General features: G+C 32.1%; 24 protein-coding genes. 16 read left to right on the top strand and 8 right to left on the bottom strand.

Translation table 11 applies throughout. The annotated features are described in order from the left end of the window. Positions 1-3: 3 nt before the first annotated feature. Entirely contained in the window at positions 4-459 is a 456-nt protein-coding gene (locus tag RH81_RS13355) for a hypothetical protein (protein ID WP_033961131.1), read from the bottom strand. A 172-nt stretch (positions 460-631) separates the two neighbouring features. Between RH81_RS13355 and rsgA the strand changes: the two genes are divergently transcribed. The 9 genes from rsgA (at position 632) to rlmN (ending at position 10,472) form a co-directional block, all read left to right on the top strand. After that, on the top strand, positions 632-1,579 hold the full coding sequence (gene rsgA, locus RH81_RS13350) for a ribosome small subunit-dependent GTPase A (RefSeq protein WP_033961129.1): 948 nt from the start codon (positions 632-634) through the stop codon (positions 1,577-1,579). An 18-nt stretch (positions 1,580-1,597) separates the two neighbouring features. Continuing rightward, positions 1,598-2,050 (top strand): D-aminoacyl-tRNA deacylase, encoded by a 453-nt coding sequence (dtd, locus tag RH81_RS13345; protein WP_033961126.1) that lies wholly within the window; start codon positions 1,598-1,600, stop codon positions 2,048-2,050. Further along, complete coding sequence (locus RH81_RS13340) at positions 2,050-2,568, top strand: metal-dependent hydrolase (protein ID WP_033961124.1); 519 nt, start codon at positions 2,050-2,052, stop codon at positions 2,566-2,568. Before dtd ends, RH81_RS13340 begins: the two co-directional genes overlap by 1 nt. A 65-nt stretch (positions 2,569-2,633) precedes the next feature. Beyond that, positions 2,634-4,538, top strand: coding sequence for a DUF3857 domain-containing protein (locus RH81_RS13335; RefSeq protein ID WP_033961121.1), 1,905 nt, complete (start codon positions 2,634-2,636; stop codon positions 4,536-4,538). A 3-nt stretch (positions 4,539-4,541) separates the two neighbouring features. Beyond that, positions 4,542-6,578 carry a DUF3857 domain-containing protein gene (locus RH81_RS13330; RefSeq protein ID WP_033961120.1) on the top strand — a complete coding sequence of 679 codons (2,037 nt, stop codon included), beginning with the start codon at positions 4,542-4,544 and terminating at the stop codon, positions 6,576-6,578. A gap of 2 nt (positions 6,579-6,580) precedes the next feature. Continuing rightward, positions 6,581-6,907: a nucleotide pyrophosphohydrolase gene (locus tag RH81_RS13325; protein WP_033961119.1), complete on the top strand. Its 327-nt coding sequence runs from the start codon at positions 6,581-6,583 to the stop codon at positions 6,905-6,907. Positions 6,908-6,959: 52 nt separating this feature from the next. Then, positions 6,960-8,183 carry a 3-phosphoshikimate 1-carboxyvinyltransferase gene (locus RH81_RS13320; RefSeq protein ID WP_033961118.1) on the top strand — a complete coding sequence of 408 codons (1,224 nt, stop codon included), beginning with the start codon at positions 6,960-6,962 and terminating at the stop codon, positions 8,181-8,183. A gap of 71 nt (positions 8,184-8,254) precedes the next feature. After that, positions 8,255-9,304 (top strand): tRNA preQ1(34) S-adenosylmethionine ribosyltransferase-isomerase QueA, encoded by a 1,050-nt coding sequence (gene queA / locus RH81_RS13315; RefSeq protein ID WP_033961117.1) that lies wholly within the window; start codon positions 8,255-8,257, stop codon positions 9,302-9,304. A 127-nt stretch (positions 9,305-9,431) separates the two neighbouring features. After that, positions 9,432-10,472 (top strand): dual-specificity RNA methyltransferase RlmN, encoded by a 1,041-nt coding sequence (gene rlmN, locus RH81_RS13310; RefSeq protein ID WP_033961115.1) that lies wholly within the window; start codon positions 9,432-9,434, stop codon positions 10,470-10,472. Positions 10,473-10,520: 48 nt separating this feature from the next. On the opposite strand, the gene RH81_RS13305 is transcribed toward rlmN, so the two are convergent. Beyond that, complete coding sequence (locus RH81_RS13305; protein ID WP_033961112.1) at positions 10,521-11,786, bottom strand: T9SS type A sorting domain-containing protein; 1,266 nt, start codon at positions 11,784-11,786, stop codon at positions 10,521-10,523. A 60-nt stretch (positions 11,787-11,846) separates the two neighbouring features. Then, positions 11,847-13,115, bottom strand: a complete 1,269-nt coding sequence (locus tag RH81_RS13300) for an aryl-sulfate sulfotransferase (RefSeq protein WP_033961110.1) — start codon at positions 13,113-13,115, stop codon at positions 11,847-11,849. 92 nt (positions 13,116-13,207) lie between these two features. Here RH81_RS13300 and RH81_RS13295 point away from each other — a divergent pair, with 92 nt between their 5' ends. The 4 genes from RH81_RS13295 (at position 13,208) to RH81_RS13280 (ending at position 16,759) form a co-directional block, all read left to right on the top strand. Then, the gene (locus RH81_RS13295) at positions 13,208-14,185 is read left to right on the top strand and encodes a polyprenyl synthetase family protein (protein ID WP_033961108.1); all 978 of its coding nucleotides are present in this window, start codon (positions 13,208-13,210) and stop codon (positions 14,183-14,185) included. A gap of 73 nt (positions 14,186-14,258) precedes the next feature. Further along, on the top strand, positions 14,259-14,822 hold the full coding sequence (locus tag RH81_RS13290; protein ID WP_033961105.1) for an RNA polymerase sigma factor: 564 nt from the start codon (positions 14,259-14,261) through the stop codon (positions 14,820-14,822). After that, positions 14,809-15,603 carry a hypothetical protein gene (locus RH81_RS13285; RefSeq protein WP_033961102.1) on the top strand — a complete coding sequence of 265 codons (795 nt, stop codon included), beginning with the start codon at positions 14,809-14,811 and terminating at the stop codon, positions 15,601-15,603. The genes RH81_RS13290 and RH81_RS13285 overlap by 14 nt, the downstream gene beginning before the upstream one ends. A gap of 58 nt (positions 15,604-15,661) precedes the next feature. Continuing rightward, entirely contained in the window at positions 15,662-16,759 is a 1,098-nt protein-coding gene (locus tag RH81_RS13280) for a hypothetical protein (RefSeq protein ID WP_033961100.1), read from the top strand. Between the two features lie 76 nt (positions 16,760-16,835). On the opposite strand, the gene RH81_RS13275 is transcribed toward RH81_RS13280, so the two are convergent. Then, positions 16,836-18,116, bottom strand: a complete 1,281-nt coding sequence (locus RH81_RS13275) for an aryl-sulfate sulfotransferase (protein ID WP_033961299.1) — start codon at positions 18,114-18,116, stop codon at positions 16,836-16,838. A gap of 240 nt (positions 18,117-18,356) precedes the next feature. Between RH81_RS13275 and dnaG the strand changes: the two genes are divergently transcribed. Continuing rightward, positions 18,357-20,324, top strand: coding sequence for a DNA primase (dnaG, locus tag RH81_RS13270; protein WP_033961099.1), 1,968 nt, complete (start codon positions 18,357-18,359; stop codon positions 20,322-20,324). On the opposite strand, the gene RH81_RS13265 is transcribed toward dnaG, so the two are convergent. Both RH81_RS13265 and nadE read right to left on the bottom strand, forming a co-directional pair. Further along, entirely contained in the window at positions 20,321-20,950 is a 630-nt protein-coding gene (locus RH81_RS13265) for a response regulator transcription factor (RefSeq protein ID WP_033961092.1), read from the bottom strand. The genes dnaG and RH81_RS13265 overlap by 4 nt on opposite strands. Positions 20,951-21,068: 118 nt before the next feature. Further along, on the bottom strand, positions 21,069-21,869 hold the full coding sequence (nadE, locus tag RH81_RS13260; protein WP_033961091.1) for an NAD(+) synthase: 801 nt from the start codon (positions 21,867-21,869) through the stop codon (positions 21,069-21,071). 103 nt (positions 21,870-21,972) lie between these two features. Here nadE and gldB point away from each other — a divergent pair, with 103 nt between their 5' ends. Next, the gene (gene gldB / locus RH81_RS13255) at positions 21,973-22,932 is read left to right on the top strand and encodes a gliding motility lipoprotein GldB (protein ID WP_033961090.1); all 960 of its coding nucleotides are present in this window, start codon (positions 21,973-21,975) and stop codon (positions 22,930-22,932) included. Beyond that, on the top strand, positions 22,932-23,270 hold the full coding sequence (gene gldC, locus RH81_RS13250; protein WP_033961297.1) for a gliding motility protein GldC: 339 nt from the start codon (positions 22,932-22,934) through the stop codon (positions 23,268-23,270). The genes gldB and gldC overlap by 1 nt, the downstream gene beginning before the upstream one ends. An 83-nt stretch (positions 23,271-23,353) precedes the next feature. Here gldC and RH81_RS13245 read toward each other — a convergent pair whose 3' ends face one another. Further along, on the bottom strand, positions 23,354-24,211 hold the full coding sequence (locus RH81_RS13245) for a hypothetical protein (RefSeq protein WP_033961087.1): 858 nt from the start codon (positions 24,209-24,211) through the stop codon (positions 23,354-23,356). Positions 24,212-24,458: 247 nt separating this feature from the next. Further along, positions 24,459-25,175: a hypothetical protein gene (locus RH81_RS13240; RefSeq protein ID WP_152604836.1), complete on the bottom strand. Its 717-nt coding sequence runs from the start codon at positions 25,173-25,175 to the stop codon at positions 24,459-24,461. Positions 25,176-25,260: the final 85 nt, after the last annotated feature.

Genomic DNA, 25,260 nt, shown 5'->3' with positions numbered 1-25,260 from the left:
GTACTATTGTTTGTTTCGTTTGAAAATAAAACGTGTAATAAAAATCCCGTTGTTATCGCCTTTACCAGCGCTTTCAACAGCACTAGTAACAAAAGCCAATTCCCAACCTTCTTCAATCATTGTATTAACTTTAGAAGTTAAAACAGCGTCATTCGCTGCAATATTTTGAAAACGAATACCGCCTATGTTATAAAAGTTTAACAATTTTGTTTCTTCAAAATTCTTCACTCTAATCTCGCTTCTGTCAGATTTGTTTCTTTTATCTTCTTTTTTGTCATCAGATCGTACTGAAGTGTAATCTTTGTAATCTCTTTCTTCATCTGCAGATACAATTCTAGATCTACCTAATCCATTAGGAACAATAGATTCTACACTGGTGATGATTTTGTATTCTACTTGCGCAAAAACATCAGTAAAAGTTAAGAAACCAATAGCAATAAATAGCACTAATTTTTTCATGTTGTAGAGTTTTTATTAATAAACCACTAATATAATGCTATATGTTTTATCTACAAAAAGATTAAGAAGACAAATATAGGATGCTTGTTATTGATTTTAATTTTTTGATTCAAAGAGACTTCCGGCAGGTTAATAGAAATTAAAATTGTTACTTTGCTTAATATTATTTTAAATGACAGGAACCGTTTATAAATCTACTGGAAGTTGGTATACCTTGAAGACAAATCTTGGTGCCGTTTATCAATGTAGAATAAAAGGTAAATTCAGATTAAAAGGCATTAAAAGTACCAATCCTATTGCAGTTGGAGATATTGTAAATTTTGAATTGGAAACCAATAACGACACAATTACAGGTGTTATTGATCGTATTCATGATCGTAAAAATTACATCGTTCGTAAATCGGTTAATTTATCTAAACAAACACATGTAATTGCTTCAAATATTGATCAGGTGTTTTTATTAATTACTATTGATAATCCTCCAACCTTTACCAGTTTTATAGATCGTTTTTTAGTAACAGCTGAAGCCTATTCCATAAAAACCGTATTACTATTTAATAAAGTTGATACCTACGATGAAGCTACTTTAGATGAGGTTAGATATTTAGCTCATGTGTATAGAAAAATTGGATACGAATGCATAGGTATTTCAGCCACTACAGGAAAAAATATAGATAAGGTAAAATCTCTTATGACCAATAAGGTAAGTATGTTTGCTGGTCATTCTGGAGTTGGGAAATCTACATTAGTAAATGCTATAGAACCAGATTTAGATTTGAAGACAAAAGCAATTTCAACTCAGCATAGTCAAGGTCAGCATACAACAACATTTGCAGAAATGTTCGATTTGAGTTTTGGAGCCAAAATTATTGATACACCAGGTATTAAGGGGTTCGGAATTGTTGATATGGACAGAGAGGAAATAGGCGATTATTTTCCAGAATTTTTTGAACTCAAACAAGATTGTAAATTCAATAATTGTTTACATAAAGAAGAGCCCAAGTGCGCTGTAAAAGCAGCTTTAGATAAAGATGAGGTTTCGTATTCTAGATACAGAAGTTATCTTCAAATTTTAGAAGGTGATGATGAGCATTATAGAACTGATGTTTGGGAAGAATAATATGAAGATCTTCAAGTTATGAAAGCAGTAATCCAACGTGTATCAAAAGCCAGTGTAACCATTGATGGAGAAATTGTAGCTTCTATCACAAACGGAATGCTTATCCTATTGGGTATAGTAGATGAAGATACTCCTGAAGACATTAAATGGCTGTCAAACAAAATAACGAATCTTCGTATATTTTCTGATGATGATAATGTGATGAATCGTTCACTTATTGAAACTCAAGGTGACGCAATTGTAGTTAGTCAATTCACACTACAAGCCAGTATTAAAAAAGGGAACAGACCTAGTTATATTAAAGCTGCTAAACCTGATAGAGCAATCCCTCTTTATGAATCTTTTATTGAACAATTGGAATTTGACTTAGGTAAATCCGTTGGGACAGGAAAATTTGGAGCAGATATGAAAGTTGAGTTATTAAATGATGGACCTGTAACTATTATTATTGATACTAAAAACAAAATATAATGGCATCCCTTTTTGGACATGGCATTTTAGCTTTTACAATTTCAAAAGTTATTGATAAACAAGATTTAAAAATCTTAATGATTTTAGCCATTGTTTCTTCTATAATTCCTGATGCAGATGTTTTGGCTTTTAGTTTTGGAATTCCATATGAACATATGTTTGGTCATCGTGGTTTTACACATTCAATAGTATTTGCATTACTTTGGTCGACCCTGTTAACTTTTATCTTTTCTAAAACAAAACGATTAGTCTTTTTTAGTGTGCTGTTTTTGGCAACAGTATCTCACGGAATTTTAGATGCCATGACTTCAGGTGGAAAAGGCGTAGGTTTTTTAATTCCGTTTAGCGATGATCGCTATTTTTTCCATTTTAGAGGAATTAAGGTTTCTCCAATTGGTATTGAAAAGTTCTTTTCAGAATGGGGTAAACAGGTCTTGATAAGTGAGTTTAAGTATATTGTTATACCCTGTTTTTTAGTTTTATTTTTAGTTTTTTTGAGAAATAAGTATAGAAAATAGTCGTAAAATTTTGTTCTTATTTAATGTATTTTTACCTTTGATATGTGAACTAACATACCATTAGAATGCTAAAAAAAACACTACTTTTAATTAGCTTTATTTTGTTGTCATTACCCTCAATGGCACAAGAGGAACTCTTGTTACAGTCGCTTTTAATTCCTTCAGAACTTCGCGAAAATGCCAATGCCGTTATTAGAATGGAAGACAAGCGAATAGAAATTGTTGCATTCGACAAAATGATTTACAAAAACAAGCGCATTGTTACCGTTTTGAATTCTTCTGGCGATTCTAAACATCGTGCTTACGTGAGTTACAATGATAATACCAATGTTAAAAAGTTGGAAGCAAGAATTTATAATGAACACGGTAAAGAAATCAAGAAAATACGTAAAAATGATTTCAAAGATCAATCTGCCGTAGATGGAGGAACCTTATATTCAGATAGTCGAGTAAAATTCTTAGATTATACACCAATTAGTTATCCATACACCGTCGTTTTTGAAACTGAAGTTGAATTCAGTTCAACTGCATTTATTCCATATTGGAGACCTATAGATGGATATTATATTAGCTCCCAGAACGTAAGCTTCAAAATATCAAATCTTTCAGGAATTGATTTAAAAACCAAAGCATTTAATTTTGAAGATTACGAAATTAAAAAGCATAGTGATACACATTACTCCGCAGAGAATCTGAAGGCATTAAAATATGAAACTTACAGTCCTCCATTTAATTATTTCGCACCTGTTTTAAAAGCGTCATTAACTCAATTTGATATGGAAGGTGTAGAAGGTGTCAATAATAATTGGAGTGACTTTGGGAAATGGGTAAATGATAAACTAATTCAAGATACTCAAGAATTACCTGAAGCTGTTATTAAAGAAATAAAAGCCCTAACTGCAAATGCTGATACAGATTTAGAAAAAGCTAAAATAGTATATAAATACATGCAAAATAAAACACGATATATAAGTGTTCAAGTTGGTATTGGTGGTTGGAAACCTATGTTAGCAAGTGATGTGGATAGACTGGGTTATGGTGACTGTAAAGGCTTAACTAATTATACAAAGGCCATGCTTGATGAGTTGGGTGTTGAAAGTTATTACACGCTAATATATGGAGGAAGAGATATTAGAAATATAGATGATTCTTTTTCATCTGCACAAGGTAATCATGCTATTTTATGCCTGCCAATTGAATCTGATTATGTTTGGCTAGAATGTACAAGTCAAACGTCTCCATTTGCTTATAATGCTAATTTTACCGATGATAGAGATGCCCTTATTATTACTCCTGAAGGTGGTAAAATTGTACATACTAAGGTCTATAAAACAGGAGATAATTTGCTAGATACAAATGCTAAAATTAATTTTGATGCTGCTGGAAATATAGAAGCAGAAGTTGTATCAAAATCATATGGTACACAGTATAGTCATCACGAAGGGAAAGAAAGTCAATCCTTAAAAGATCAAGTATTGTTGTATAAAGACTATTGGAGTCATATCAATGGTTTAGATGTTTCTGAAATGAATTACAATAATGACAAAGATAGTATTGTGTTTACAGAATCAGTAAAAGTTACAGCTGAACGTTATGCAGCAAAAGCGGGTAACAGACTTTTATTACAGCCCAATCTTTTTAACCGATTGGATTCTGCACCAAAGCGTTATGCTGAACGTACGCTTCCATTCGAAATTGATAGAGGGTTTGTAGATACAGATAGCTACGAGATTAAGATTCCAAGTACTCTGCAGGTCGAGGCTTTAATGAATCCTGTTTCTATAGAAAACAAGTTTGGAACATATCAGGCTTCAGTTACACAAACTTCAGAAGACACGCTTTTATATCAACGAGAATTGATAATGAATAAAGGAACTTATGAAAAAGAAGAATATGATGCCTTCAGAGAGTTTTGGCTCGAAGTTGTTAAAAATGATAAATCTAAAATAGTATTAAAACCTAAATCCTAAATAATGAAAAAATTAGTAATCATTGCTATTCTAATTATAGCTCAAACAGTTACTGCTCAGAACTATAAATTTGGTAAAGTTAGCGAAGCAGAGCTTTTAGAAAAATCTCATCCAGATTATCCAGAAGCTAATGCAGCAATATTATATAGCAAACAAAAAATTGCATTTGATTATCAACAAGGAAAAGGATTTATCCAAAATAACGAGATTCATCAAAGAATAAAAATTTACACAAAAGAAGGATTTGACTATGCTACTAAGGCAATTAGTTTATATGTAGGAGTGAGAAGTACTTCTAGGGAAGAGGTAATGGGTTTAAAGGCCTATACATACAATATTGAAGGAGGCAAAATAGTAAAAGACAAGCTAAAGAATGATGGCATTTTTGAAGAAGAAACCAATAAATTCCGTTCGACTACTAAATTTACAATGCCAAACATTAAAGAGGGCTGCGTTATTGAATTTGTGTATACTGTTCAGTCCCAATTATTAGGAATTGATGATATTACATTCCAACAATTGATACCAATTAACCGAATGGAGTTTAAAATAGCGACTCCAGAATACTTTAAGTATTCTAAGGTTTTAAACCCTAGAGCAAGTTTTATTCCAACCCTGGAAGAGACAAAAGAAAGAGGTCAAATTACAATAACTTCAAAAACAAGATCAATTGGTGGTGTTGCTCAAGGTGGTGGTGGTGTTTCAACTTCAAATAATTCAAGAACTACAGATTATCAAGCAGATGTAATTATGGCTAATATTGACAATATTCCTCCATTAAAAGATGAGGATTATGTCGATAATTTGAGTAACTATCAAGCAAAACTAATCATGGAGTTAGAACAAATTGCTTATCCTAGCGAACCAATAAAATATTTATCGACTACATGGGAAAAAGTAACTAAAACAATTTATGATGATTCAGATTTTGGAGATCAATTAAAGAAAAAGAACTACTATAAAGATGATCTTGATGCATTGTTATCTGGAGTTCCAGAAAATGATATTCAACAAAGGGCAAGTTTGATTTTTAATCACGTAAAATCTAAGGTAAAATGGAATGAGTATTACGGTTACTCAGCAGATGAAGGAGTTGCTAAGGCGTACAAACAAGGGTCAGGAAACAGTGGTGATATTAATTTAATGTTGACATCAATGTTGCGTTATGCTGGGTTAGATGCTAATCCCGTGTTAATAAGTACGAAAAGCAATGGAATTCCATTAATTCCAACTCGAACAGGTTACAATTATGTGATTTCTGCTATAAATGTAGATGGTACTATTATACTTTTAGATGCAACTCGCAAGTTTACTACAGCTAATATTTTGCCGACAAATACTCTCAATTGGTTAGGTCGTTTAATCAAGGAAGATGGAAGTTCAGCCATGATTGATTTAATTCCAAAAACATCTTCAAAAGAATCGATAACCTTTAATGTTAAGCTTAGCTCAGATTTAACAGCTAGTGGAAAGGTAAGACATCAGTATACGAACTATCAAGCAAAAAATATTAGAAACAAGTTTGAAAATTTTAATGATGATGAGCTTATTGAAAGTTTGGAAAAGGATAAAGGGGAAATAGAGATTTCAGAGTTGAAACTAGACAACATGAATGATGTCAATAAACCAATTAATGAATCTTATAGCTATGTTCTTAATAATGCGATGGAAGATATTGGAGGTAATTTATATGTGACCCCTTTATTATTTTTGGCAGATGAGGAGAACCCTTTTAAGGAAGATACACGTGTGTATCCAATAGATTTCGTATATCCAGTAGCAGATAAGTATATGGTTAATATGATGATTCCTGAAGGCTATGCAGTAGAATCTTTACCTGAGAGTGTTAAGTATCAATTTAATGGAAAAGATGGAGAGTTTACCTACTTAGCAAAATTGAATGGTAATTTTATTCAGTTTATTGTTTCTTTAGACTTGAACAAAACCTTAATTTTACCAACAGAATACGAGCAATTTAAAGAGTTTTATCAATTAATGATTGAAAAACAGACAGAACAAGTTGTTCTTAAAAAGATATAAAAATGGATATCAAAGACGCTCAAATAGAAGTTGATAACTGGATTAACGAACATGGAGTTCGGTATTTTAACGAATTGACCAATATGGCTCAACTTACGGAAGAAGTTGGAGAAGTAGCCCGAATTATTGCTCGTAGATATGGTGAACAGAGTGAGAAAGAGAGTGATAAAGATAAAGATTTGGGTGAAGAGTTGGCAGATGTTATGTTTGTAGTATTATGCCTTGCAAATCAAACAGGTATTGATCTTCAGGCTGCTTTTGATAAGAAATTAGAAAAAAAAACAAAGCGGGATCACGATAGACATCACAATAACGAGAAGTTAAAATAATAATTCTTAAAAGGTCACATCTAGCATAGTCAAATTGTTTCATAACAATACAATGAACATCAAACTTCATCAGTCTTCTATAGCATCCGCTTCAAGCATCACGATTACAGGTTCTAAAAGTGAATCTAACAGATTGTTATTGCTTCAAGCACTATTTCCTGAAATCAAGATTGAGAATCTTTCCAATAGTGATGACACAAAGGTGATGCAATATGCTCTGCAGACTTCAGAAGATTGTATAGATATTCATCACGCAGGAACTGCAATGCGTTTCCTTACTGCTTATTTTGCTACTCAGGAAAATAGAAATATAGTTTTGACAGGTTCTACTCGTATGAAAGAGCGACCAATAAAAGTTTTAGTTGATGCATTAAATTACCTTGGAGCAGATATATCGTATTTAGAAAGTAAAAATTGTCCGCCTATTCAAATTAAAGGTCAAAAATTAGTCAATGAAAAGGTCACTCTAAAGGCAAATGTAAGTAGCCAATACATTTCAGCATTATTGCTTATTGCTCCAAAGCTTAAAAATGGATTAGAAGTAACTCTCGAGGGAGAAATAACGTCTGTTCCGTATATTAATATGACCTTAGATTTACTTAACCAAATCGACGTTAAAACTGACTTCACAGATAATGTAATTACCGTGTTTCCTAAAACATCAAAAAGTGAATCCCAAACACTTGTTGTAGAATCAGATTGGTCGTCTGCGTCGTATTTTTATAGTATTGTTGCTTTGAGTCCTATTGGAACTCAGATTACATTAGCTTCTTATAAGCAGGATAGTCTGCAAGGGGATTCCGCTTTAGTTAGTATTTATAAAGATTTCGGAATTGAAACAAATTTTAAGGATCATGCAATTGTATTGAAAAAAACGACTGAAAACTTCAATCCTAAAATTTATAACCTTAATAATTCACCAGATATAGCGCAAACCATAGCTGTCACTTGTCTCGGATTAGGGATTGAATGTCAACTTTCAGGATTACATACTTTAAAGATTAAAGAAACAGATCGTTTAGAGGCCTTAAAAACTGAAATAGAAAAGTTAGGAGGACAAGTTGATATCACTAAAGATTCACTTCATTTAATGTCAAATAAAACCTTGAATGAAAACGTTTCAATTGACACTTATAATGACCATAGAATGGCAATGGCATTTGCGCCTTTAGCGTTAAAATCTTCAATAAAAATTAATGATGCTAATGTAGTTTCAAAGTCATTTCCAACATTTTGGGAAGACCTTAAAACCATCGGATTTAAAATTTCTGAATAATATCTGTCCATTTACTTGACAAGGCCTACTTTGAGATTGTATATTTGCGACTTGCAAAAAACAAACAACATATGAAATTATCTCACTTCAATTTTACATTACCAGAAGAATTATTAGCCGAACACCCTTCAGACATTAGAGATGAAGCGAGGTTAATGGTTTTAGATAGAAAAAATAAAACCATTGAGCACAAGCTTTTCAAAGATATTATCGACTATTTTCAAGAAGATGATGTGATGATATTAAACAATACAAAAGTGTTTCCTGCACGTTTATATGGTAATAAAGAGAAAACAGGAGCAAGAATTGAAGTGTTTTTACTTAGAGAGCTTAATGAAGAACAACGTCTTTGGGATGTTTTAGTTGATCCAGCAAGAAAGATTAGAATTGGTAATAAGCTGTATTTTGGAGATGATGATACTTTAGTTGCTGAAGTTATAGATAATACAACATCAAGAGGAAGAACATTACGTTTCCTTTATGATGGATCTTATAGAGAGTTTAGAAGAAAATTAACTGAACTTGGAGAAACACCATTACCTAAATACATTAAAAGAGATGTAGAGCCAGAAGATGAAGAGCGCTACCAGACTATTTTTGCTAAAAAGGAAGGTGCTGTTGCTGCTCCAACTGCAGGTTTGCATTTTTCAAAACATTTGTTGAAGCGTTTAGAAATTAAAGGTGTTCATTTACCAGAAGTAACCCTTCATGTTGGTTTAGGAACTTTTAATCCAGTTGAAGTTGAAGATTTATCTAAACATAAAATGGATAGTGAAGAAATAGAAATCTTACCAGGTGCTGCAGAAGTTATTAATAGAGGAATATCTGAAAAAAGACGTGTTTGTGCTGTAGGTACTACTGCAATGCGAACTGTTGAGAGTTCAGTGTCTTCGAGTGGTTCATTAAATGAATACTCTGGATGGACGAACAAGTTTATTTTTCCTCCATATGAGTTTAGTATTGCAAATAGTATGATTACTAATTTTCATACACCAAAATCTACATTATTGATGATGGTTTCTGCATTTGCTGGGCATGACTTTGCTAAGGAAGCTTATGAAGAAGCAGTAAAAGAAAAATATCGTTTTTACACTTATGGTGACGCGATGTTAATTATATAAATAGAGCATTTTTATTTACAATATCAAACAAAGCCTTGTCTAAAAAGATAAGGCTTTGTTTTTGCTAAATAGGAGTTCATCTATTAAAAAGCTAATCAAAAAACCTTTGCTTACTTTTGCAAAACAGATGGAAATAAAAAAGAAAGACATACGAGCATTAACTAAAGAGCAATTGCGTGACTTTTTTGTAAGTCAAGGTGATAAAGCATTTAGAGGTAATCAGGTTTATGAATGGTTATGGAGTAAAGGTGCTCATAGTTTTGAGGATATGACTAACATCTCTTTAGAAACCAGAGAAATGATGGAGACTAGCTTTACTATTAACCATATTAAAGTAGATCAGATGCAACGAAGCTCTGATGGAACCATAAAAAATGCTGTTCGGTTACATGATGGTTTAATAGTAGAATCGGTCTTGATTCCTGCTAAAAATCGTACAACTGCATGTGTGTCAAGTCAAGTTGGATGTAGTTTAGATTGTAGATTTTGTGCAACATCAAGACTTAAACGTATGCGTAATCTTAATCCAGACGAAATATATGACCAAGTGGTTGCTATTGATAGAGAAAGCAGATTATATCATAATAGACCTTTAAGTAATATCGTATTTATGGGAATGGGAGAGCCTCTTATGAATTATAATAACGTACTCAAGGCAATTGATAAGATAACATCTTCTGATGGCTTAGGGATGTCACCAAAACGAATTGTAGTATCTACTTCAGGTGTTCCAAAGATGATAAAGAAAATGGCAGACGATGAGGTAAAGTTTAAGTTAGCTGTATCTCTGCATTCTGCAATTGATGAAATTCGCACATCAATTATGCCGTTTAATGAAACGTTTCCTCTTAAAGATCTTAGAGAAGCATTGGTATATTGGTATGCCAAAACTAAAAATAGAATTACTTATGAGTATGTTGTGTGGGATGGAATTAATGACAAAAAAAAAGACGTAGATGCTTTAGTCGAATTCTGCAAGTTTGCACCAAGTAAAGTAAATATTATTGAATACAATCCAATTGATGATGGAGAGTTTCAGCAAGCTAATTCTAAAGCTTTAGATATGTATGTGTCTGTTTTGGAAGCTAACAATATTACAGTTACCGTAAGGCGATCAAGAGGAAAAGATATTGATGCTGCTTGCGGACAGTTGGCAAATAAATCATAAAAAAAAGAGCTACATATTGTAGCTCTTTTTTATTGAATGAAATAAAAATTATTGTTTAATAACTTTTATCGTTTGTTTTTTACCTTCAGCAGTAATATTTAAGAAATACATACCATCAAGTAAAGATGTCATATCAACTCTATTGTTTAAGATAGAATCACCTGAAATACTTTTAACTTGTTTTCCAAGGATGTTGAAAATCTCAACAGACTCAATTGATAATTCTGTTTTAATTGTAAGTTGGTCCTTAACTGGGTTAGGGTACACAGAAAGTGATTGGCTTTCAAATTGAGCAACACTTAACGCAGGATCTTCTTCTGTAGTAAAAGTGAATGACGTACAAAGAGTAGCAGCACCAAAACAATTTGTTGGTTCAATAGACCAAGTGTAAGTTGTATCATATGCTAAACCAAAAAGATCGATATCTGTATTTGGAGTTGCCCCTAATATATTTCCATCAAATGTTATTTGATAAGCATCAGCACCTGTAATTGGATCCCATGATAAATTAACTTCTCTACTCATATCAGCAGCTTCAGCTGTAGCGACACCAGTTTGGGTATCTGTTGGAGCTAGAAGTGTTGTACATGCTGGTGCAGCAACTTCAGGACAGTCTATTGTGTTAAAACTCCATACAGGACTTGTTGTAGTTCCAAAACAATTTATCGCATCAATTTTCCAATAATAAGTTGTGTTAGCAACGCCACCAAAGTTAACACCACCACCACTTGCAAAACCTGGTAAATTTCCAATGTCATCGCCTGATGTTGTTGTACCAATGAAAATAGTATAGCTATCTGCAGGCTCACCTGTCAAGTTTTCCCATGCGAATGTAGTTCCTCCGGCTAGAGTTAATACAACATCAGATAAATCAGCTGGTGTAGGATTTGTTACTGCATCTGGAGCAGCTGTTGCACTACAAGTACAAGTTGTACACTCAATTTGAGTAAGGATATCAGTATCTGGACCATCTGCACATGCAGCATTTAAAGTCCAATAAATTGTAATCTCAGCAGTAGAGGCAACAAAAGACACAGAATCCTGTCCAAAAACTACAACGGTTGTACCATCTGTAGTTACAGTAATAAACGTTGATATGTCAGTTGTAACAGTGTAAGACTCACCAGGAACTAGTCCATCAACAACTGAAAACTCACTTTGAGCCCAGTTATTTGCAGCAATTTGTTGCAGACCAGGTACAGCAGCAATAGTAACCGTTGTTGTTGGGAACTGATACACTGGGTTAGTACATTGGCTATAAGACCAAGACACAGCTGTTAAACAAAACAAAAGTAATAAAGTAATTTTTTTCATAATTTTCGAATTTTAAATTGATTATAAAACAAATATAGTAATTTTTAGCCTTTTACCGATTTATTGTAAATCGAAGTCGGACAAAGCATTATCATCTAAGTAATAATTGTAAGCACGCCACATATTTGTATTTTGACTATTATACTTCCATGCAACTAATCCATCCTGAGTTATTTCCCAGAAACCATAGGCACCTTCACAAATTAAAGTATTCCCGTTTTTAAGCCTCACAGCTCCTGAAATAATTCTAGAATACATGGTTGGATCTGTGAATTCCCATACAACGTTTGGCTCATTATTAGTATTAGGAAGTAAATTGAAAGTATCTGGCAAGTCTAATTCATAAACTGCAGATTGTTCTTCGTCATTGTCTTTATTGACAAAAACAAGCATGTTGTCTTTGCCAGGTACATCTTTTTCAATCAAATTCGGAAAATGGTTGTTGTAAAATAATCGATTTCCAATGTTGTTATAAGTTTCCGGATTACCAAATCGATACACTAAATCACCTCCCTTGTTATAATTGCCTCCAGAATTTGAACTTGCCTCAGTAGTTGTGGTGCTATGATCTATTACCCAAATTTCACTATAATTATTTACACTTAAATAAATAACATCATTTGTGTCATCATAATCTATACCATTGGCATGCATAATGTCTCCACCATTTGCACTACTATTATAATTAATGTCTATTAACTGCGGGTTTTCACTTATTATTCCGAAATTTAAATCACTAGATTCAAAATCTTGAATGATATGATCGAAACTATTCCATTTCCAAACAATTTGATTTGTTGTTGGATTCACTTCGACTAAAGTTTCAGGAAAAATATCATCAGTAACATTAACACCGTTTATTTGAGCAATTAAACCTTCAACACGTTCCCAGGCAATAAATAATACGTTACCATTTGGTAATAATTCTACATCGTGATGCGCAATATGATTATTTGTTGCATATGTATATTGCCAGTCTACTCCAGAATTAAGGTTTAATATTTTTACGGTTCCTCCAGCACCACCAAAACTTATTTCTGGACCAAACACTTTAAACATGCCAATTAATTTTCCATCAGGTAATATTTCTAAGTCATTCCCTAAGTTGGTGTCGAAATCCCACTGATAAACACGATGCCCTTGTTTATTTAATAAATATGAAGTATTACCACCATTTTCAACAGCCAAAACTAAACTGTTTTCTAATAAATCTTCTTCATATACTTCAACGTTTTCTGTTAGATTGGGTTGAATTATTGATCCTGAATCATCATCATCACTGCAGCCAAAAAAGCAAAGGATAAGTATAAACAATACTATTTTTTTCATAAGAAAATTTTAACTTAAATATATACATTTTTTGCATTCTAAATCAAGTGACTATTCTTTTTTTTACTAGGTTTGTTAAAAGTTAACTTCACTTGAAAATAACTGAACAAATAAAACAACCAATTGCCTATGAAATGGAGCTTTTTGAACAAAAGTTCTTGCTTTCTATGGCTAGTAAGGTTGCATTATTAAATCGAATCACGCATTATATTGTGAACCGAAAAGGGAAACAAATGCGTCCAATGTTCGTCTTTTTAGTGGCGAAAATGGTCGATAATGGTCAAGTTAGTGAACGAACTTATAGAGGAGCCTCTGTAATTGAGTTGATTCATACAGCTACTTTAGTTCACGATGATGTTGTAGATGATAGTAATAGAAGACGTGGTTTTTTCTCAATAAATGCACTTTGGAAAAATAAAATTGCCGTCCTAATTGGTGATTATTTATTATCCAAAGGGTTGTTGCTTTCTATTGATAATAACGATTTTGATTTACTGAAAATTATTTCGGTTGCCGTTAGAGAAATGAGCGAAGGTGAATTACTTCAAATAGAAAAGGCAAGACAACTCGATATTACTGAAGATATCTATTATGAAATTATCCGACAAAAGACAGCAACTTTAATTGCAGCATGTTGCAGCCTTGGAGCAGCTTCAGTAAAACCAAACTCTCAAGATGTTGATACCATGCGTAAGTTTGGGGAACTCATAGGAATGGCTTTTCAAATTAAAGATGATTTGTTTGATTATGGTGAAGAAGCTATTGGTAAGCCTACAGGAATTGATATCAAAGAGCAAAAAATGACTTTGCCATTAATTCACGTATTGAATCACTGCACTAAAAAAGAAAAGAAGTGGTTGATTAATTCTATCAAGAATCATAATAAAAATAAAAAGAGAGTAAAGGAAGTTATTGCTTTTGTAAAACAAAACAACGGATTGGAATATGCCGTGAGCAAAATGAAATCCTTTCAAAATGAAGCATTACAATTACTTAATACTTACCCAGAATCTGAATATAAATCTGCTTTACGACTCATGGTGAATTACGTTATTGATAGAAAAAAATAATTTTTTTTCTTAGTCAGGCAACCATTTGCACAATACTTGCGTCTATATAAATAGGAGACTTAAATAAGCACATTTGAAAGTTATTCAATTACATAATAATAACACTGCACTTTTAAAAAAAGCAGCCAAAAACAATCGTGAAGCACAACACGACCTGTATAAGGCGCATGCACCAAAAATGTTAAATGTTTGCAGGTATTATATAAAGGATATCCAAAATGCCGAGTCTGTAATGCTTAACGGTTTTTTTAAAGCGTTTACAAACTTAAAAAATTTTAAGCATCAAGGAAGCTTTGAAGGATGGTTGCGAAAAATAATGGTTAGAGAATCTATTTCTTTTTTAAGACAAGAGAAAAAAATTGAGTTTTCAATTGAAGACGTATCTATACCTCATGATCATTCTAATAATATTAATACTGAGATTGAAGTTGCACAAATTCAGCAATTAATCGATGAGCTTCCTGAAGGTTATAAAATGGTATTTGTCATGTATGCTATTGAAGGCTATAAACATTTTGAAATAGCCAAAATGCTTAATATTTCAGAAGGAACTTCTAAGTCACAATTATTTAAAGCACGACAAATGCTTCAGAAAAAAATTAAAGAATTAAACAAAACGAGTTATGGCACCAATTAAATTTGAGGACAAACTAAAAGAAAAGCTCGAAAATCGAACTTTGCAACCATCACCAGATGCTTGGAATGATTTGGCTAATAGACTAGATAAAGAGGAAAAAAAGAACAGTAGCACTAGATTCTGGTGGCTTGGTATTGCAGCTAGTATTTTAGGTGTAATTCTTGTAACTACTCAGTTTTATAAAAACACGTCTACAGTAGAAAACTTACCAATTGTAGTTGAAACAAAAACAAGTACTCAAAATGAGTCGAAATTAATTACAGAACCTATTACACGTGATGAAATTGTTTCAAATTCGGAAGTGGAGAAAGAAAATATTAAAATTACAACTTCTACAGAAGTAGCTTCAGTAACAAATAGTCAAACTACAGAAACTCAAGAGTCAGTTGAAAAAGAAAAAGCAAAACTGCAATTAGAGACACCAAGAAATGTTGTTGCTTCTTTAGAGAAATCTAAAGACGAAATAAATGACAACATTCCTGTAAAAGTGATAATGAGTCCGGAAGAATTAAAAATCATAGAAGTTGTGGCCGAAATAAAACAACTTCAAGCGAGTGAGAATTCAGTGTCTGATAAGGAAATAGATTCACTTTTAAAACAGGCTCAAAGAGAAATTTTAAAGCAACGAATATATAATGAAACTACCAGAACGGTAAATGCCGATGCTTTACTTCAAGACGTTGAAGTAGAATTGGAACAAACATTTAGAACTAAGGTATTTGAAGCTTTAAAATCAAGTTATAATTCGGTAAAAACTGCAGTTGTCGAACGTCGTAACTAAAATTTCATCAAACAAAAAACGAAAAGTTTAACCCATCATCAATTAAATTATTAACATTATGAACACTATTACTAAACATGTAGTGCTGCTAGTCCTATGTCTAATTGCAAGCACAATTACAGCTCAAGAGCAACAAAAAGATCCTATTGTAAATGACACCATTTCTTATCACGAAAACGGTTTAAAAATCGATAGACTAGAAGAAACAAAAAAAACAATTGCCGAGGAGGAGCGTGATTTTTTAAAGCAAGAAGTCGAAACGATTAATCAACGTTTAGATAGAGGTGAAATTACGAGCACTCAAGCCGAAAACCTTAAAAAGGAAGCTGCCATGAAACATGCAGCAAATATTGAAGATCGCATCGCAATTATTGACGCAAAAATTAACCTTCTAAAACGAAACCCTGGGACAGAACATATCGCAGATGATGAGGATAATTCTATGTCCATTAATATAGGTTCTAAAGGGTTTTTAATAGACTTTGCAAATGGAAAAAGGAAACCACCAAAGTATGATATTCGTACGACAAACAAATTATTGTTTGCCATAGGATTTAATAATGCCATAGGTGATGGACAAGATTTGAGTAATACGCCTTATGAGTTAGCTGGTTCTGGATTTGTAGAGCTTGGTTGGATTTGGGAAACACGTTTGTCTAAGAATTCTAATTTCGCGAGAATTAACTATGGTTTCTCATTTCAATGGAACAAACTAAATGTGAAAGATGAGATGTATTTTGTTCAAGATGGAGATAAAACTACACTTGAAGAATTTCCAGTAAGCCTAAGAAAATCACAAATTAGAGTGACTAATTTAGTATTGCCTGTTCATTTTGAGTTTGGTCCTTCTAAATTCAAGGATTATGGAAATAGAATACGCTACTCTAACTATAATAAGTTTAAAGTTGGTCTTGGTGGTTATGCAGGTGTGAGAATTGCTACACAAACTAAATTAAGATATAAAGAAGATGGAGATTCTGTAAAGGATAAGTCTAGACGTAATTTTAATGCTTCTAATTTTGTTTATGGATTAAGTGCTTACGTTGGTGTTGGTCAGGTTTCACTTTATGCTAAGTATGATTTAAATCCATTATTTAAAGATCAAGTTGTAGATCAGCATAATATTTCTTTAGGATTAAGATTTGATTTGCAGTAGTCTAATATGATTACAGAATAAAAAACCCGATTCAATTAAATGTGAATCGGGTTTTTTATTCTGTAATCGTTTTAGGTTATTCTTCAAGATTTAAATCAAGAATTTCTTGATCATCTAGGTCATAATTATAACACCTCCAAAAATTCACTCCAAGTCCGTTAAATTTCCAAGCTACAGTTCCGTCAGTCGTTACTTCCCAAAATCCATAATCACCTTCTGCAATCAAGGTGTTGCCGTTTTTGAGACGTACAGCGCCAGATACTCTTCCATGAAATAAATCGGGATCTGTAAAACTCCAGACAATATTCGGTTCATTGTTTGTATTTGGAATGAGATTAAAATTATTTGGGAGATCTAATTCATAAACAATAGACTGTAAATTATTAGTGCCATTGTTATAAACTAAAATATTACCCTCTCCAGGTTCATTATCCTCTAAAAGATTTGGAAAATGGTTGCTGTAAAAGAGTCTTGTGCCTTCAGTGTTTTTGTAAGCTGAAGGGTTGCCGAATCTATAAAGCAAATTGCCACCTTTATTGTAGTTTCCTCCAATGTTAGTGGAAGCTTGTTCAGTAGTTGTACTATGATCAATTACCCAAATTTCATTATAAAAATTTACACTCAGATAAATAACATCTTTTTCTTGGTCATAATCAATTCCATTTGCATGCATAATATCTCCATTATTAACAATAACATAATTGCAATCTATTAATTGAGGATTATCACTAACACTTCCAAAATTTAAAAGGGTATTGTCTATATCTTGAATAAGGTGATCAAAACTTCTCCATTGCCAAACGACTTCGTTGTTTAATGGGTTGATTTCAATTAATGTTTCTGGATAGATAGGAATAGTAGTAACGAAGCCATTTGCCTGAGCTTCAATGGTGTCAATTTTTTCCCAGACTATAAATAGTACATTGCCATTTGGTAAAAGTTCAACGTCGTGATGTGAGATGTAATTTTCTGAAGAATATTCATATTCCCAATCGATGCTGCCATCCGGATTTATAATTTTAACAATTCCTCCATAGCCACCAAATGAAATAGAAGGGTTCTCTGATTTGAAAATGCCTAGAAACTTTCCTCCAGGTAATAACTCTAAGTCATTACCAAGATTATCATCAAACTGCCATTCTTTAATTCTATTCCCTGCTTTATCTAACAAATAAGATTTTGTTCCTCCATTTTCTACAGCCAATGTGTAACTATTGTCTATTAAATTGCCGTTGTAAACTTCAATATTAGGTGTTAGTATTGGGTCAATATTCTCATTGGTGTTGTCGTCATCATTCTGACAATTGAAAATTAAAGCACTTAAGATTAAATAGCAGATAGGTCTTAAAATTCTCATAGTTTTTTTTAGTGTATTATTTTTTTCAGTATTATGCCAAAATCGCAACTACTTAAATTAATAGCTGAAAGACGTTTTTTGTCTTGATGTTAATTTAAATAAATGATGATAAATAATAATACAAAGTTAATTCACTCAGTTAATTTTTAATACAAATTCTTTATCTTAAATTTACCCTTACTTTTTAAGTGAACCAAGATCATTAATTTTTTTATAGTATTTAGTAATCAAAGTTTATAAATGATATCACAAAGCACCATAGAACAAGTATTTGAAACCTCTCGAGTTGAAGAGGTTATTGGTGATTTTGTGCAATTAAAGAAAGCAGGAAGCAACTTTAAAGGTTTAAGTCCATTTAGTGATGAGCGCTCACCTAGCTTTATGGTGTCACCTGTAAAGCAGATTTGGAAAGATTTCTCAAGTGGAAAGGGAGGGAATGCTGTCACTTTTTTGATGGAGCATGAGCACTTTACTTATCCAGAAGCTATTAAGTATTTAGCCAAAAAATATAATATTGAAATTGAGGAAACCGAACAAACCGACGAGCAAAAGCTAGAAGCTAATGAGCGTGAGAGTCTGTATTTGGTAAATGAATTTGCTAATGACTATTTTCAAAAAGTCATGTTCAAAACGGATCAAGGTCAGGCAATTGGTTTGAGTTATTTTAAAGAACGTGGTTTTACTAATGAGACTATAAAAACCTTTAATTTAGGATATTCTCTAGACGAGTGGCAGGCGTTTACAGATGAAGCAATAAAAAAAGGATATCAGTTAGAGTTTTTAGGTAAAACAGGACTTACTATTATAAAAGAGGATAAAAAGTTTGATCGTTTCAAAGGTCGAGTTATGTTTCCTATTCATAGTATGAGTGGTCGTATTTTAGGATTTGGTGGACGAATTTTAAAAACGGATAAAAAGGCTGCTAAATATTTGAACTCACCAGAGAGTGAAGTGTATCATAAAAGTAAAATCTTGTATGGTTTGTTCCATGCCAAGCAAAGTATTGCCAAAGAAGATAATTGCTATTTGGTAGAAGGTTATACAGATGTCATTCAGTTTCATCAAACTGGAATAAAGAATGTTGTCGCATCTTCAGGAACTGCACTTACTCCTGAGCAAATTCGACTTGTCAATAGACTAACAAAAAACATAACAGTTCTTTTTGATGGTGATGCCGCTGGAATTAGAGCTTCAATAAGAGGAATTGATCTCATACTGGAACAAGGTATGAATGTTAAGGTTTGTACTTTCCCCGAAGGTGAAGATCCAGACAGTTTTGCTAAGCAAAATACATTAGAAGAATTATCTGAATACTTAGATGGTAATGCTAAAGATTTTATTCAGTTTAAAGCCTCTTTGTTAGTAAAAGAAGCTAATAATGATCCTATTAAAAAGGCGGAAACTATTAGAGAAATTGTCAATAGTATCTCTAAAATTCCAGATCAAATAAAAAAGGAAATCTATATTCAAGAGTGTTCACGAATCATGGATATTAGTGAAGAGGTGTTGTTTAGTACCTTGGCTCAAATCAACAAGAAAGATAATCAAGAAGCAAATAAAGCCTACAAAACACAACAGAAAGCGTTTGATGTTGTAAGGCCAGAAGTAAAAGCTCCAAAAATAGATTTACAATATGAGTTAGAACGCAAAATTATTGAAATCTTATTGCTCTATGGAAACAAAACTGAAGATTTTGAAGATTTAGTTTTAAAAGAAGGAGATGATGGTGAATTACAATTAGAACCTGTAGTTCATAATGCAAGAGTATTTGAAAAAGTCTACTTGGATTTACAAGAAGATGAAATGCAATTTACTAACACTACTTTTAAAAGCTTGTATTATACTATAATTGATACACTGCATCAGGAACCTGAATTTTCTACACGTAATTTTGTAAATAAATTGGACCAGGATTTAGCAGGAGAAGTGACGACTATCTTAATGAATGATGAGCGATATAATTTGCACGATTGGGAACGCAATCATATTATTCCAAAAGAGAAGCATAATAGTGTTTCACAGTTGGTAAATCAAACTATTTTAACTTTGAGATGTTACTTAATTGATAAAAAAGTTGCTGAATATCAAAATGATACACTTAGAGAAGATGCCAACTCCAGAAGTATTTTAGAAGATGTAAAAGATTATTTAGGACTTAAAATGTTGCTTTCACGAAAGCTTGGAAAAGTTATAGGAGGAAAGGTTTAAGTAATCTCCATATGCTTACCTTGATTGACAAGATCGATTAAATTTGTGACATTTAGTTTTTTGAATAATCTAGCTTTGTATGTACTAACAGTTTTTTCATTAATGCTAAGTTCTAAAGCAATTTCCTTATTCTTTTTACCCGAAGACAATAGTTTCAAAACTTCTACTTCACGAGTAGATAATCGTTTGTAAATTCTACTTTTAGATTTCTTCGTGTCATCATACTTAAGGTGTTTAGACATTTTTTCACTTAAATATAAATCACCTTTATGAGCAAGTAGAATTGCTTTTTCAATAGTATCAGTAGATTCAGTCTTTGATACATACCCAGAGGCTCCAGCTTTTATAGTGCTAATAGCATATATCTCTTCAGGATGGTAACTAAACATGATAATATTAATGCTGCTATGTTCTTTCTTTATAGCTCTTAAAGCAGTTATTCCATTAAGTTCTGGGAGATCAATTTCAGAAATAATGACATCCACTTGATGTCTTCTTACAAACTCAAATATTTCAACACCACTCCCAACGGTTCCTATTACTTCTATCTCGCTATGTTCTTTGAATAAGAGTTCTAAACCAGTCCTGATTATAGGATGGCTGTCTACTACTAATACCTTGATCATGATATTCTATTTAGTTGGTTACTAAGTGCCAGAACTTTATACACATTAAGTTCTAGAAAGTGGAGACTTCAAGTGTAAAAATAGAAAAAAAATCAATAAGTACGACTTTTTACAACGATTAATTCATTGTTTGTTTCAAATCTTTAGGAATTTCGCAAATTGGTATTGGCACCATTTTATGCTGATTATTTCTATTATATCTCATAAAAATTTGAAATACTTCCTTTTCTCGACCTTCAAAATCAACAGCAGTTTTACCGTCATCTTTTTGTAACATTGCCCATTCTAATTCTGGATAGGATGCTCCAATTTGATCTTCGTCACTTCTTGCGTCACCAAAAAGTCCGTCGCTTGGTGCTGCATTCATTATAGACTCTGGTACGTTTAGCGATTTTCCTATAGCATAAACTTCAGATTTCAGTAAGTCTGCAATCGGGCTTAAATCTACGCCTCCATCACCATATTTTGTGTAGAACCCTACGCCAAAATCTTCAACTTTATTACCTGTTCCAGCAACTAATAGCCCTAAAAGACCTGCGTGATAGTATAAAGTTGTCATACGTAATCTCGCTCGAGTATTGGCCAAAGCCATATCTACGATACTTTGTTTACCCTTAAGAGAGACTTCAGTTTTAAATTCTTCGAATACAGGAGTTAAATCAGTTCTTGTGTCTTTAACATTTGGAAATCGTTGTTTTAATTGACGAATATGTTCTTCAGCTCGACTAACATGGCTAGCGGCTTGGTGAATAGGCATTTCAATACATAAAACATCTAAGCCTGTTTTAGCACAAAGTAAGGAAGTTACTGCAGAATCAATGCCTCCAGAAATACCAATAACAAAACCATTAACTTTTGCATTAGTAGCATAATCTTTAAGCCAATTTACAATATGATCAATAACTTTTTCTGTTTGCATTTTTATAGAATTTAAATGAAAGAATAGTACCTTTGCAAAACAAAAATAAAGGAATAGCGTTAGTTATAAAAATTAATAATGCTTAAGTTTTTTGAAAATAGTTATGAAAAAAATTTGTTGTATTCTCTTCTTACTATTAATTACTTTTTCTTGTAAAAAAGAAGACCAAATTGAAAACGAGATTTCTAAAATTGACGTCAATCTTATGGTTGAACGTTTTGATCGTGCATATGCAGAGGCAGGCCCAAAAGATTTAAGTCAACTCAAAAAAGCATTCCCTTTTTTGTTTTCAAAACATATTCCTGATTCAGTTTTTATTGCTAGAATGAGTGATACTTTGCAGAATCAATTGTTGGAAGAAGTAAATCAAAAGTTTAGTGACTTCTCAATTATTGAAGACGAAATTACTGGCCTTTTTCAGCATTTGAAATATTACGATATAACGTTTTCTGAACCTCGTGTGGTGACCTTAACCAATGATGTAAAGTATAGAGATAAAGTGATTGTGACCGATACGATTGTTCTTATTCCTCTCGATAATTATTTAGGACAAGAACATAAATATTATGCTAATATCCCAAAGTACATTACCCAAAACATGAAGCCTTCTCAGATTGTTTCTAATATTGCTTCTGATTATGCTAAACGTTATACATTTCAGTCTCAAAAGAAAACACTTTTAGATGATATGATCTATTTTGGTAAGCAATTATACTTTAAGGATAAAATGATTCCTTTTAAAGCTGACGAAGAAAAAATAGGGTATTCACAGTCTCAATTAGAGTTTGCAAAATTTAATGAAAGTGAAATTTGGACCAACTTTATTGAGAACGAATATTTATATAGTACAGAAAGTAGTTTGCCAGGACGTTTTATAGCTGACGCACCTTTTTCAAAATTTTATTTGCAATTAGATAGAGAATCACCAGGTCGAATTGGTCAATATATAGGATGGCAAATTGTTAGAGCGTATATGAATAATAACGATGTGTCTTTATTAGATATGATGAAGAGAGATGCCGTTGAAATTTTTAATAAATCAAATTACAAACCACCAAAATGATGGAAAAAAAACATACATCAAAAATAGAACTTAGCGTAGAGCTTGACGATAATAAAGTACCTGAACAATTGCATTGGACGGCTAAAGATGGAGGGATCTCAAATGCTGAAGCTAAGGCAATGATGTTATCTGTTTGGGATAGTAAAGCACAAGAAACACTTAGAATCGATCTTTGGACAAAAGACATGCCTGTTGATGAAATGAAACTGTTTTTTCATCAAACTCTAGTTGAAATGAGCAAGACTTTTCATAGAGCAACACAAGATGAAAAGATGTCTGCAACCATGATGGATTTTTGTGATTACTTCGCTGAGAAATTAGAACTTAAAAAGAATTAGTCTCTGTAAGACTATGAATTTTTAGATAGAGTTACTTTATACTGAATGTAGTATTAAAGTGATTTGAAATATTTATTATGAATTTAATAATCGGAATCACTCTCTTCTGTACCTACAGATGCATAAATTGGTACAACATTAAAGAGCTCCGATTTTTTTAATTCATAATATTTCGGATTTTTAGTCTGCTTGGTCATAAACTGTGATCTATTATAAATTTCATAAACAAGTAGCTTATTATTCTTTCCTATGTTTGATTTTAATTCTAACTTATTTTTTAAAATCAATTTAGCTAAGTCGCGCTTATATTCTAACCTCATTGACTTACTCGATCCAAAACTAGAATTACTTTCAGACACAACCCAGTAATAAGCGGAGTTATTTTGTTTCGCAATTTTATTTGACGTATGCTTAGATGTTAAACCCTCAAAGCCTATATCTAGCTCGTTTTGGTCTGAAGATGCAATTTCATAAGACTTACGTTTAGATGTTAAACCTTCATAGTTTAATTCTTGCTCTTTTTGGTCTGAAAATAAAATTTCATGAGGTTTATGTTTAGATGCTAAACCTCCATAATTTAAATCTTGCTTTTTCTGATTTGAAGAAGTCATTTTTAAATCTTCATTCTTTTCAAGATACATAACAATCCATTTTTCGCCTAATTTGGCCTGAATAACAAAATTTCCTTCAGGTAATGTTTTAAGGTCAATCTTGGTTTTATTACTATAAACATCAATGCGTTCCGAATAGTCCTTGTTAAAGATTTCTACTTTTTGGATTTGTTTACTTTTACTTTCCAAAATGAGGCTATCTCTGTCTGTATTAAGACTTTGTTCTAATAAACTAGCTCTGTGGTTTACGTTTTTATGAAAAGTTATTTGCTGACCATAGCTGAGAATGGTGCATAGCAAGAATGCTACAAAGTAGGTGTTTTTGATCATAGTTTTGGGGCAATGATTAAACTAATATAACTAAAAATATTTACAAATGTACGTTTTAGCTTACATATATTTTCAATTTATCTGTAAATAAGTGTATTTAGTGGTGATTTTATTCAAATATCGAACTAAAACAAAACATGTTTTAACAAATATTAATTAGACTGCGCAAGAGATTTTATTTGGGTAATCATACTATTTTTTTTAAGTATTATGAAGATAAATATGATATTAAATGTCTTTTAAAAATTTAAGAGTTGGATTTTCTCTCTTTTTTATTTAATGACTTGTAAAAAGGGACTACATTGAAGAGTTCTGACGCTTCAGATTTATAATATCCAGGATTCCTTAATTGCTTGGTCATAAACTTTGACCTGTTATAGATCTCATAAACGAGTAACTTATTATTTTTTCCTACGTCTGAATTTAATTCTAGCTTAATTTTAGTTATCAATTTATCCAAGTCTCCCTTATACTCTAGCCTCATAGTTTTACTCGATCCAAAATTAGAATTACTTTCAGATACGACCCAGTAGTAGGAAGAACTATTTTTTTGTGCTATTTTGTTAGATTTATCCTTAGCTGCTAAACCATTATGGTCTATATTTTTCTCCAATAGTTCAGAAGAAGCAATTGTCACATTCTCATTTTTGTCTAAAGACATTATAATCATTTTTTTGTCAAATCTAGCTTGAATTACAAAATTGCCTGTAGGTAATGTTTTAAGGTCAATCTTGGTCTTAATGTTGTGAACATTAATGCTTTTTGAAAAGTCTTTGTTAAATATATCTACATAGAGTATTTGTTCGCTTTTACTCTCTAGTATAAGGCTATCTCTATCTTTATTCAGGTTTTGTTGTAATGCCCTAGCTTTATAATTTACATTCTTTTGAAAGGTTATTTGCTGACCTTGCATGAAAAAGGAGGAAATCAATAATAATAATAATATGGGCAATCTTTTGTTCATTACGTTTGTTTTATTCAATATGGTCAAGTCTGGGAGTATTTAGACACTCACACTTCAGTTAGGTCACAATTAGTAAATGTTTAAT

Origin of the sequence: Psychroserpens jangbogonensis, assembly GCF_000797465.1 — a bacterium.
Taxonomy (GTDB): Bacteria; Bacteroidota; Bacteroidia; order Flavobacteriales; family Flavobacteriaceae; genus Psychroserpens; species Psychroserpens jangbogonensis.
This window is presented reverse-complemented; position numbering and strand designations above follow the sequence as displayed.

Coding starts and splice junctions, on each gene's coding strand:
- RH81_RS13335 (WP_033961121.1), top strand. CDS start 2,634: ATGCTAAAAAAAACACTACTTTTAATTAGCTTTATTTTGTTGTCATTA.
- RH81_RS13275 (WP_033961299.1), bottom strand. CDS start 18,116: ATGAGAATTTTAAGACCTATCTGCTATTTAATCTTAAGTGCTTTAATT.
- dnaG (WP_033961099.1), top strand. CDS start 18,357: ATGATATCACAAAGCACCATAGAACAAGTATTTGAAACCTCTCGAGTT.
- RH81_RS13280 (WP_033961100.1), top strand. CDS start 15,662: ATGAACACTATTACTAAACATGTAGTGCTGCTAGTCCTATGTCTAATT.
- RH81_RS13285 (WP_033961102.1), top strand. CDS start 14,809: ATGGCACCAATTAAATTTGAGGACAAACTAAAAGAAAAGCTCGAAAAT.
- gldB (WP_033961090.1), top strand. CDS start 21,973: ATGAAAAAAATTTGTTGTATTCTCTTCTTACTATTAATTACTTTTTCT.
- nadE (WP_033961091.1), bottom strand. CDS start 21,869: ATGCAAACAGAAAAAGTTATTGATCATATTGTAAATTGGCTTAAAGAT.
- rlmN (WP_033961115.1), top strand. CDS start 9,432: ATGGAAATAAAAAAGAAAGACATACGAGCATTAACTAAAGAGCAATTG.
- RH81_RS13300 (WP_033961110.1), bottom strand. CDS start 13,115: ATGAAAAAAATAGTATTGTTTATACTTATCCTTTGCTTTTTTGGCTGC.
- RH81_RS13330 (WP_033961120.1), top strand. CDS start 4,542: ATGAAAAAATTAGTAATCATTGCTATTCTAATTATAGCTCAAACAGTT.
- RH81_RS13320 (WP_033961118.1), top strand. CDS start 6,960: ATGAACATCAAACTTCATCAGTCTTCTATAGCATCCGCTTCAAGCATC.
- RH81_RS13355 (WP_033961131.1), bottom strand. CDS start 459: ATGAAAAAATTAGTGCTATTTATTGCTATTGGTTTCTTAACTTTTACT.
- rsgA (WP_033961129.1), top strand. CDS start 632: ATGACAGGAACCGTTTATAAATCTACTGGAAGTTGGTATACCTTGAAG.
- gldC (WP_033961297.1), top strand. CDS start 22,932: ATGGAAAAAAAACATACATCAAAAATAGAACTTAGCGTAGAGCTTGAC.
- RH81_RS13340 (WP_033961124.1), top strand. CDS start 2,050: ATGGCATCCCTTTTTGGACATGGCATTTTAGCTTTTACAATTTCAAAA.
- RH81_RS13305 (WP_033961112.1), bottom strand. CDS start 11,786: ATGAAAAAAATTACTTTATTACTTTTGTTTTGTTTAACAGCTGTGTCT.
- dtd (WP_033961126.1), top strand. CDS start 1,598: ATGAAAGCAGTAATCCAACGTGTATCAAAAGCCAGTGTAACCATTGAT.
- RH81_RS13325 (WP_033961119.1), top strand. CDS start 6,581: ATGGATATCAAAGACGCTCAAATAGAAGTTGATAACTGGATTAACGAA.
- queA (WP_033961117.1), top strand. CDS start 8,255: ATGAAATTATCTCACTTCAATTTTACATTACCAGAAGAATTATTAGCC.
- RH81_RS13240 (WP_152604836.1), bottom strand. CDS start 25,175: ATGAACAAAAGATTGCCCATATTATTATTATTATTGATTTCCTCCTTT.
- RH81_RS13245 (WP_033961087.1), bottom strand. CDS start 24,211: ATGATCAAAAACACCTACTTTGTAGCATTCTTGCTATGCACCATTCTC.
- RH81_RS13265 (WP_033961092.1), bottom strand. CDS start 20,950: ATGATCAAGGTATTAGTAGTAGACAGCCATCCTATAATCAGGACTGGT.